The 8716-nt window shown below is 73.0% G+C and carries 12 protein-coding genes; 2 read left to right on the top strand and 10 right to left on the bottom strand.

Translation table 11 applies throughout. The annotated features are described in order from the left end of the window. Positions 1-780 (top strand): AI-2E family transporter (locus ACFE60_RS15425; RefSeq protein WP_375389750.1); only part of this gene is annotated, 780 nt, incomplete at its 5' end. A 1-nt stretch (position 781) separates the two neighbouring features. On the opposite strand, the gene ACFE60_RS15420 is transcribed toward ACFE60_RS15425, so the two are convergent. The 9 genes from ACFE60_RS15420 to rpsB form a co-directional block, all read right to left on the bottom strand. Further along, entirely contained in the window at positions 782-1519 is a 738-nt protein-coding gene (locus tag ACFE60_RS15420) for an alpha/beta hydrolase (protein ID WP_375389749.1), read from the bottom strand. Then, a complete protein-coding gene (locus tag ACFE60_RS15415; protein WP_375389751.1) occupies positions 1516-1740 on the bottom strand; it encodes a hypothetical protein in 225 nt (74 codons plus the stop codon). Before ACFE60_RS15415 ends, ACFE60_RS15420 begins: the two co-directional genes overlap by 4 nt. A 58-nt stretch (positions 1741-1798) precedes the next feature. Beyond that, positions 1799-2437: a lytic transglycosylase domain-containing protein gene (locus ACFE60_RS15410; protein ID WP_375389748.1), complete on the bottom strand. Its 639-nt coding sequence runs from the start codon at positions 2435-2437 to the stop codon at positions 1799-1801. A gap of 67 nt (positions 2438-2504) precedes the next feature. Then, positions 2505-3047 carry a DivIVA domain-containing protein gene (locus tag ACFE60_RS15405; protein WP_375389747.1) on the bottom strand — a complete coding sequence of 181 codons (543 nt, stop codon included), beginning with the start codon at positions 3045-3047 and terminating at the stop codon, positions 2505-2507. A 16-nt stretch (positions 3048-3063) separates the two neighbouring features. After that, the gene (locus tag ACFE60_RS15400) at positions 3064-4080 is read right to left on the bottom strand and encodes a phosphatidate cytidylyltransferase (protein WP_375389746.1); all 1017 of its coding nucleotides are present in this window, start codon (positions 4078-4080) and stop codon (positions 3064-3066) included. Positions 4081-4082: 2 nt separating this feature from the next. Beyond that, positions 4083-4637: a ribosome recycling factor gene (gene frr, locus ACFE60_RS15395; RefSeq protein ID WP_375389745.1), complete on the bottom strand. Its 555-nt coding sequence runs from the start codon at positions 4635-4637 to the stop codon at positions 4083-4085. Positions 4638-4704: 67 nt separating this feature from the next. Next, positions 4705-5403 carry a UMP kinase gene (gene pyrH, locus ACFE60_RS15390; protein WP_375389744.1) on the bottom strand — a complete coding sequence of 233 codons (699 nt, stop codon included), beginning with the start codon at positions 5401-5403 and terminating at the stop codon, positions 4705-4707. A gap of 140 nt (positions 5404-5543) precedes the next feature. Continuing rightward, the gene (gene tsf, locus ACFE60_RS15385) at positions 5544-6371 is read right to left on the bottom strand and encodes a translation elongation factor Ts (protein WP_375389743.1); all 828 of its coding nucleotides are present in this window, start codon (positions 6369-6371) and stop codon (positions 5544-5546) included. Between the two features lie 128 nt (positions 6372-6499). After that, positions 6500-7603: a 30S ribosomal protein S2 gene (rpsB, locus tag ACFE60_RS15380; RefSeq protein WP_375389742.1), complete on the bottom strand. Its 1104-nt coding sequence runs from the start codon at positions 7601-7603 to the stop codon at positions 6500-6502. 287 nt (positions 7604-7890) lie between these two features. Between rpsB and ACFE60_RS15375 the strand changes: the two genes are divergently transcribed. Further along, the gene (locus ACFE60_RS15375; RefSeq protein WP_375389741.1) at positions 7891-8370 is read left to right on the top strand and encodes a murein hydrolase activator EnvC family protein; all 480 of its coding nucleotides are present in this window, start codon (positions 7891-7893) and stop codon (positions 8368-8370) included. Between the two features lie 113 nt (positions 8371-8483). Here the strand turns inward: ACFE60_RS15375 and ACFE60_RS15370 are convergent. After that, positions 8484-8716: tyrosine-type recombinase/integrase (locus ACFE60_RS15370; protein WP_375389740.1), on the bottom strand; the 233-nt coding region annotated here is incomplete at its 5' end.

The following is an 8716-nucleotide window of genomic DNA, read 5'->3' as shown; positions in this document are numbered from 1 at the left end:
TTCGCGAGCCAGTACCAGGGCTGGAACGACTTCCTGCGCCAGGCGCAGGCCGCGGTCGGCAGCTCGATCAACATCCAGGACCTGATCGACCAGGCGGTGAAGTACCTCCAGTCCAACGCCGGCGCGATCACCGGCGGTGTCCTCTCGGTCGGCGTCGGGCTGCTCGGCGGCATCGGCGGCGCGGTGATCGTCGTCATCCTCACCCTGTACTTCACGGCGTCGATGACCGAGTTCAAGGGCGCGCTCTACCGGATGGTGCCGATGTCGCGGCGGGCGCGCTTCGCCTCCATCGCGGAGCAGATCTTCGCCTCCGTCGGCCGCTACGTCATCGGGCAGATCGGCCTGGCACTCGTCAACGGGGTGCTCAGCTTCATCTTCCTCAGCCTCGTCGGCGCGCAGCTGCCGGCGGTGTTCGCGTTCATCGCGTTCCTCGGCAGCCTCATCCCGCTCGTCGGCACGATCTCCGCCGCGGTCCTGATCGTCGTCGGCCAGCTGGTGCTGGCGCTGTCGGCGGACGGCTCGATGTGGCCGTCGGCCGGTCTGCCGGTCTGGCTGTGGGTGGCGATCTACTACGTCGTGTACATGCAGGTCGAGGCGTACGTGCTGAGCCCGAACATCATGAACCGGGCCGTGAAGGTGCCCGGCGTGATCGTGGTCATCGCGGCGCTCGTCGGCGGCACCCTGCTGGGCATCCTCGGCGCCCTGATCGCGATCCCGGTCGCCGCGGCGGTGCTGCTGATCGTCGACCAGGTCGTGGTCCCGAGGCAGGCGGAGGCCTGACTCACCCCGCGATCAGCGCGGCGGGGACCTCGGTCGGCAGCGGCGACCGCTCGGGACGCACGACGTGGACGACCTCGTCCAGCACGCGCCGCACGGACGGCTCCCCCACCCACAGGTGCTTGGCGCCGTCGACGGCGATCAGCCGCGCCTCCGGCACGACCGCGAACCGCTGCCGCGCCTCCGGCGGCCGCAGGTAGTCGTCCAGCTGGGGCACGAGCACCACCAGCCGCCGCGCGTCGCCGTGCCAGCGCGACAGCTCGGCGTCGCTCGTGCGGTGCAGCGGCGGCGACAGGAGGATCGCGCCCTCGACCGGCTGGTCGGGGCCGTACTTCAGCGCCAGCTCGGTCCCGAACGACCAGCCGAGCAGCCAGGGGCGGGGCAGCCCGCGCTCGAGCGCGAACGTCACCGCGGCGGCGACGTCGTACCGCTCCGCGATGCCGCCGTCGTACTCGCCCTCGCTGGTCCCGCGGGGGCTGGAGGTGCCGCGCGTGTTGAACCGCAGCACGGCGAGGTCCGCGAGCGCGGGCAGCCGCGCAGCGGCCTTGCGCAGCACGTGCGAGTCCATGAAGCCGCCGTGCGTCGGCAGGGGATGGAGGCAGACCAGCGTCGCGACCGCAGGGCGGCCCGCCGGCGACGCGAGCTCGCCGACGAGCGTCAGGCCGTCGACCGTGTCGAAGGCGACGTCCTCCCGGTCGGCGACGAGCACCGTGCCGCTGCGCACGGGGACGAGGTCGCTCATGCCGCCCGCCAGCAGTGGGCGTGCCAGTGCCGCCGCGCCTCGAGATCGGCCCGGTCGCCCAGCACGCCGTCCGCGCGCCACACCACGACGTGGGCGACGCCCTCGTCGACGGCGCCGCCGCAGCCGGGGCAGCGGTACGTCTTCAGCGCCTGCGCGGCCGAGATCGGCTGCACGTTCCAGGAGCGGCCGCCGCGCTGCTCGGTGCGGGGAGGGCCCTGCATGCGCAGCGGCGGCGGCTCGTCGCCGGCGCCCGATCGGTTCCGGCGGGGCACGGCTCGGTCAGTACCAGCCGACGGCGTTGGAGTGCGCCCACGCGCCGCAGGGGCTGCCGTAGGAGCCCGCGATGTAGCCGAGCCCCCAGGTGACCTGGGTCTGGTAGCTGTTCTGCCAGTCGCCGCCCGCGCTCGACATCTTGCTGCCGGGCAGCGCCTGCGGGATGCCGTAGGCGCCGCTGCCGTTCGCGGCGTGCGTGTTCCAGCCCGACTCGCGGTTCCACAGGCTGACCAGGCAGCTGAACTCGCTCGGCGCCCAGCCCCGCCCGGCCACCGCCTTCGCGGCGAAGGTCTGGGCGACGCCCACCGGCGTCGTGTAGCTCGGCGCACCGGCGGTGGCCCCGCCGGCCGCGGCGGGATCGTCCGGGGAGGCGGCGCCGACGACCTTGTAGGAGTCGCGCGCGAGGTCGACGAGCACGTAGCCGCCGTCGATCTTGTACCGCTGCACACCGTGCTGCTGGGCGAGCACGGGCTGCTGGTAGTACGGCGCGGCCGTCGCCCCCGCGTACGGGTCGGTGACGCTGACGAGGGCGATGCCGGCGCTCGCGCAGATCGCGAACAGGCCGAGCACGAAACGGCCGCGGGATCGCGGCCGGACCGGGGTGGGAGCCCGCACCGCCGTCTCGTCCATCCGCAGCCTCGTCACGATCCGGTCACCCTACCCGAGCGCCGTTCTGCGGCCCGGAGGCGCTCCGGACCCGCGGACGCCGGTGTCATCGGACGGCGAGCATCGTCTCGACGAGGCCGTCGATCACCAGATCGACCTGCGCCTCGCTGTACCCGCCGCGCTTCGCGCGGAACGCGATGGAGCGCACGCGCTCGACCGGCACGTGCGAGCCGTCCTCGAAGTACGACCGCGCCTCGTGGGCGAAGCCGTCGACGTCGTGCACCGAGTAGCCGATGCGGGCGAAGCCGACGCGGGCGAACCGCTTGCCGTCCGGGCGCTCGAGCCGGGCGATGATCTCCTTCGCCAGCTGCCGCGTGCCGGCGTAGTACGCGCGCTCGCCGCCGGAGCGCAGCGCGGCGTCCCGCTCGCGCTGCGCGAACGCGTCCTCGAGCCGCTCCAGCGCGGCGTCGACCGACGGGGTGGCGTAGCCGCCGCGGCGCATGGTGAACGCGGTGCGCCGGATGTCCTCGGCGCGCAGGCCGCCGGAGCGGTGCTCGAACTCGGACCGGGCGGACGCGATGAACCGATCGACCTCGGTCGGGTCGTAGCCAAGGGCACGGCCCCGGACACGCGGGAAGGACGACGACATGGCCGCCATCCTGCACTCAGGAGGTCGCGAGGAAGAGCAGCAGCGCCGCGGAAGCCGAAGGAAGCACGGAATCGATCCGGTCGAGGATGCCGCCGTGGCCGGGCAGCCAGGACGACATGTCCTTGATGCCGATGTCGCGCTTGATCATCGACTCCCCCAGGTCGCCGAGGGTGCCGGTGAGCAGGATGACCGCGCCGAACACCGCGCCGAACCAGATCGGGCGGTCGAGCAGCAGCGGAGCGAGCACCATGCCGAGCACGATCGTCGCGGTGGCGGCGCCCGCGAACCCCTCCCAGGTCTTCCCCGGGCTGATCCGCGGCGCCATCTTGTGGCGGCCGAAGCGCAGGCCGGTCGCGTAGGCGAAGACGTCGCTCGCGATGACGACCAGCAGGAAGGACAGCACCCACCACTGGCCGCGGTCCTGGGCGAGCAGGACCACGGCCGCGCTGCCGAGCCCGGTCAGGTACAGCTGCACGAACCCGGTGACGACCAGGTCCCGCCCGAGCGTGCGCGGCGGGACGGGGCGGCTGACCTGCTCCGCCGCCCGCCACACGAGCGCGACGACGACGGCGAGGACGACGGCGAGCAGCCAGCCGCCGGGCACCACCGGCACGATCGCGCCGTCGGGCGCCCGGTCAGGAGCGGGCAGCGTGGCGACGTACGCGGCAGGCACCGCGAGCACCCCCGCGACCGCCGCCCCGACGCGCGGCACGCGGATGCCCGCGTGCCGGACCGCGACGGCGAGCTCGGACGTCCCGAAGCCGACCATCAGCACGGCCAGCAGCACGAACAGCGGCTTCCATACGACGAGGCTGCCGACGACGAGCGCGCCGAGCACCACGCCGAAGCCCACGGCGAAGACGAGGTTGCGCCCGCTGCGCGCGGTCAGCCGCGCGTTGGCCTCGTCGAACTGGGCGCGGGTCTGCCGCACCTGGTCGCGGATGTCGCTGCGGGTCGCGCGGATCTGCTCCTGCAGCTCGGCGGAGTTCCGCGGCCGCCTGGCCCGACCGCCCCCCGGTCCGCCGTCCGACACGGTCAGACCTCGAGCAGTTCGGCCTCTTTGCGCTTCAGCGCCTCGTCGATCTGGTCGACGTGCCGCTTCGTCAGCGCCTCCAGCTCCTTCTCCCCGCGGGCGATCTCGTCGTCGCTGACCTCACCGGTGAGGGCGTCGAGGTCGTCCTTCGCGGAGCGGCGGATGTTGCGGACGGAGACCTTCGCGTGCTCGCCCTTCTCGCGGACGATCTTCACGAACTCGCGACGCCGGTCCTGCGTCAGCTCGGGGATCACGACCCGGATGATCGAGCCGTCGTTCGACGGCGAGCCGCCGAGGTTCGGCGCCGTGGCGATCGCCCGCTCCATGTCCTTCAGGGCGGTCTTGTCGTAGGGCGTGATGACGAGCATGCGGGCCTCGGGCGCCTGCACGCTGGCGAGCTGGCCGAGCGGCGTCGGCGTGCCGTAGTAGTCCACGAGGACCCGCTGGAACAGCGCGGGGTTCGCCCGACCCGTGCGGACGGTGTTGAAGTCGTCCTTCGACACCTCGACCGCCTTGGCCATGCGGTCGCCCGCCTCCTGCAGCACCTCCGCGATCACGTGCGGCCCCTCTCCTCATCAAGCCGTGGGAGTCTACCGGGCGCCTGCTGGGACGCCCGGCCCCGGATCAGGCCGAGACGACCGTGCCGACGTCGGCGCCGCGCACGGCCGCGCCGATGGAGTCCTCCCCCTCGATGCCGAACACGCGCATCGCCATGCCGTTGTCCATGCAGAGGCTGAACGCGGTCGAGTCGACGACCTTCAGGCCCTTCCGCAGCGCCTCGCCGTACGTGACGGTGTCGAGCTTGACCGCGGTCGGGTCGGTCCTAGGGTCCGCTGAGTAGACGCCGTCGACCCCGTTCTTCGCCACCAGCACCTCGTCGGCGTGGATCTCGAGGGCGCGCTGCGCGGCGACGGTGTCCGTCGAGAAGAACGGCAGCCCGGCACCGGCGCCGAAGATGACGATGCGCCCCTTCTCGAGGTGGCGGATCGCGCGGCGCGGGATGTAGGGCTCCGCGACCTGCGTCATCGAGATCGCGGACTGCACCCGCGTCTGCACGCCGCTCTGCTCGAGGAAGTCCTGCAGGGCGAGGGCGTTCATCACCGTGCCGAGCATGCCCATGTAGTCGGCGCGGGAGCGGTCCATGCCCGCCTGGCTCAGCTCGGCGCCGCGGAAGAAGTTGCCGCCGCCGACGACGACCGCGATCTGCACCTCCTGCGCCGCCGCCGCGATCTGCTCGGCGATGCCGCGCACGATGTCCGGGGCGACCCCGAACGTGCCGCCGCCGAGCGCCTCCCCCGACAGCTTCAGGACCACACGACGCATCCGAACCCCCTCCGACCGCGAACGAGGCTAGCGGGCTTCGCCGGACCGCATCTCCGCCGCGGATCCGCAGGGAGACGCGGACACGCCGCTCCGGAGGCCTCCGGAGCGGCGTGTCGCGATGGTGCTGCGGATCCGCGAGGTCAGGCGCCGACCTTGATCCGGGCGAACCCCGAGACCTCGAGCCCTGCGTCCTTCAGCACCTTGCCGGTGGCGACCTTGCTGTCGCGGGCGTAGGGCTGGTCGGCGAGCACGACCTCCTTGTAGAAGCCGGTCAGCTTCCCCTCGACGATCTTCGCGAGGGCGGCCTCGGGCTTGCCCTCGTTGCGGGTCGTCTCCGTCAGGACCGTGCGCTCGTGCTCGACGGTCTCCGCCGGGACCTGCTCGCGGGTCGCGTACTTCGGGTCGTAGACCGCGATGTGCTGCGCGACGGACCTGGCCGTCTCGGCGTCCGTGCCGGCGTAGCCGAGCACGACGCCGACCTGCGGCGGCAGGTCCTTGCTCGTCTTGTGCAGGTAGATGGCGAAGTCGTCGCCGCTGACCTGCTGGACCTGGCGCAGCTCGACCTTCTCGCCGAGCAGCGCGGCCTCGTCGTCGATGTACGCGCCGACGGTCTTGCCGTTCAGCGGCGCCGCGTTGCCGGAGGCGACGTCGGTCGCGCCGGCGGCGGCGACTGCGCCGAGCACCTCAGCGGCGAGCGCCACGAAGCGGTCGTTCTTCGCGACGAAGTCGGTCTCGCTCGCGAGCTCGATCAGGGTGGCGACGCCGCCCTCGGCGACCGCGGTCACGAGGCCGGCGGTGGTCGCGCGACCGGAGCGCTTCTCGACGCCCTTCAGCCCCTTGACCCGCAGGATCTCGATGGCCTTCTCGATGTCGCCGCCCGCCTCGACGAGGGCGTTCTTGCTGTCGAGCATGCCCGCACCGAGGCGGTCACGCAGGGTCTTCACGTCAGCGGCGCTGAATGCGGCCATGGCTGATTCCTTCCGTGGTTCTGGTCGACAACCGTCGATCCCCCCGCCGGCTCGGTCGCCACGTCGCTTCGCGACGCGGCGGAACCGGCTGGCGGGGGCCTGGACGACCGCCGACTGGGCTTCGTGGCTCAGGCCGAGGGCTCGGGGTCCTCGGTCGCGGCCGGGTCGGTGACCTTCTTGGGGCGTCGCTGGGCGGGGGTCGCCTTCGCGAGCTCCTCGGCCTCGACCTGCTCCTCGGTCTCGGGCGCGTGCTGCGGGACGAGCCCCTCGACGGCCTCGGCGGCGAGGTCGGCGTCCGCCTGCGCGTCCGCGTCGTTCTCCTCCACCGGCTCGGCCGGCTCGGCCGCGGCGACCGGCTCGGTCGCCTCGGTGGCGGAGTCCGCGACGACGATGTCGACGCGGTCCTGCGTGTCCGCGGTCTGCCCGGTGACGCGGTCGTCGACCTGCTCGACCTGCAGCGCCTGGCTCTCGGGGTTCTCGGTGGCCTGGAGGAGCTCCTGCTCCCAGGCGGCCAGCGGCTCCGCGTCGGCCTCGTTCGTGCCCTGGTGGCGCTGGATCAGGCCCTCGGCCGCGGCGTCGGCGATGATCCGCGTGAGCAGCGCGACGGAGCGGATCGCGTCGTCGTTGCCGGGGATCGGGTACGCGAGCTCGTCCGGGTCGGCGTTCGTGTCGAGGATGCCGATCACGGGGATGCCGAGCTTCTTCGCCTCGTCGACCGCGAGGTGCTCGCGCTTCGAGTCGATGACCCAGATCGCGCTCGGGGTCTTCGACAGGTTGCGGATGCCGCCCAGCGTCTTCTCGAGCTTGTCGCGCTCGCGGCGCTGGATGAGCAGCTCCTTCTTCGTGTAGCCGCGCGTCGTGTCGTCGAAGTCGACGAGGTCGAGCTCCTTGAGGCGGTTCAGACGCTTGTGCACCGTCTGGAAGTTGGTGAGCAGACCGCCGAGCCAGCGCTGGTTGACGTAGGGCTGGCCGACGCGGGTCGCCTGCTCGGCGATGGCCTCCTGGGCCTGCTTCTTCGTGCCGACGAACAGCACGGTGCCGCCGCGGGCGACCGTCTCCTTGACGAAGTCGTACGCCTTGTCGATGTACGACAGCGACTGCTGCAGGTCGATGATGTGGATGCCCGAGCGCTCGGTCAGGATGAAGCGCTTGACCTTCGGGTTCCAGCGCCTCGTCTGGTGCCCGAAGTGGACGCCGCTGTCGAGCAGCTGGCGGATGGTGACGACGGCCACGGCCGCATCTCCTGTTCTGCGCCCCGCGGGGCGCGTTCCGGTTGTCCGCCGGACACGCGGGTTCGCGGTCCGGCCCTGGCGCCCTGCGGACCGGCCGCCCTGAGTGCTCAGGGACCGATGGCCGGTGCTCACGCTGGTGGGCGCGCGAAGTCATCCCGCTCTCGCGAGATGCGGCCAGCAGCCTACCAGCAGCCGTCCGCCGTGCCGACCGGAGCCGGCGGCGGCCGATCCGCTCCTCCACAGGTCCCGGGACGCCGGATGCGCGCCGCGCGGTCGACCATGGTCGGATGCTCCGGACGGTCGCGCTGCTGGCGGCGTCGATGCTGCTCGCGGCGGCGCCCGCGGAGGCGTGGGCCTGGCCGACGGCGTCCCACGCGGTCGTGCGCGGGTTCGAGGCACCGGCGACGGTCTACGCCGCCGGCCACCGCGGGATCGACCTGGCCGCGGAGGAGGGTGAGCCGGTCAGGGCGGTCGCCGACGGCGTGGTCGCGTTCGCCGGCACGGTGGTCGACCGGGGCGTCGTCGCGATCGACCACGACGGCGTGCGCTCGAGCGTCGAGCCGGTGGAGCCCGCCGTCGCGGCCGGCGACGTGGTCCGCCGCGGCGAGGTCATCGGGCACGTCGCGGCGGGCGGCGGGCATCCCGCCGGCGTGCTGCACCTCGGGGCGCGGGTGCCGATCGCCGACGGCTGGGCCTACGTCTCCCCCCTCCTGTACCTGGGCGGCGCGACCCGCGCCGTGCTGCTGCCGCTCGCCGCCTTCCCGTAGAACGCGGCGCCGGGTCGGGCGCGGCGCGCGGTACTCCGACCCTCGTGCGGTGGGTCCGCCTACCGCGCGGAGGTGAGGACTACCGCGCGACGGGGCTCGCCCCCCCCTCCCGCTCAGCTGCGGGGGTGGGCGAGCCGGTAGCTCTCCGCCAGCCGCTCCATCGACACGTGCGTGTAGATCTGGGTGGTGCCGAGGCTCGCGTGCCCGAGCATCGCCTGCACCGCCCGCAGGTCCGCGCCGCCGTCGAGCAGGTGCGTCGCCGCGGAGTGCCGCAGGGCGTGCGGACCGGACGGCCCCGAGCCGGGTACCGCCTCCAGCTGCCGCGAGACCAGCCGGTGGACGCTGC

Source organism: uncultured Amnibacterium sp. (assembly GCF_964245895.1).
Lineage (GTDB): Bacteria > Actinomycetota > Actinomycetes > Actinomycetales > Microbacteriaceae > Amnibacterium.
The sequence above is the reverse complement of the archived record's forward strand: the minus strand, read 5'-3'. Positions and strand labels throughout refer to the sequence as shown.

What these genes read in the sequence shown, in the direction of transcription:
- ACFE60_RS15420 (WP_375389749.1), bottom strand. Translation starts at nt 1,519, where the DNA reads ATGAGCGACCTCGTCCCCGTGCGCAGCGGCACGGTGCTCGTCGCCGAC.
- ACFE60_RS15415 (WP_375389751.1), bottom strand. Translation starts at nt 1,740, where the DNA reads ATGCAGGGCCCTCCCCGCACCGAGCAGCGCGGCGGCCGCTCCTGGAAC.
- ACFE60_RS15405 (WP_375389747.1), bottom strand. Translation starts at nt 3,047, where the DNA reads ATGTCGTCGTCCTTCCCGCGTGTCCGGGGCCGTGCCCTTGGCTACGAC.
- pyrH (WP_375389744.1), bottom strand. Translation starts at nt 5,403, where the DNA reads ATGCGTCGTGTGGTCCTGAAGCTGTCGGGGGAGGCGCTCGGCGGCGGC.
- tsf (WP_375389743.1), bottom strand. Translation starts at nt 6,371, where the DNA reads ATGGCCGCATTCAGCGCCGCTGACGTGAAGACCCTGCGTGACCGCCTC.
- ACFE60_RS15375 (WP_375389741.1), top strand. Translation starts at nt 7,891, where the DNA reads ATGCTCCGGACGGTCGCGCTGCTGGCGGCGTCGATGCTGCTCGCGGCG.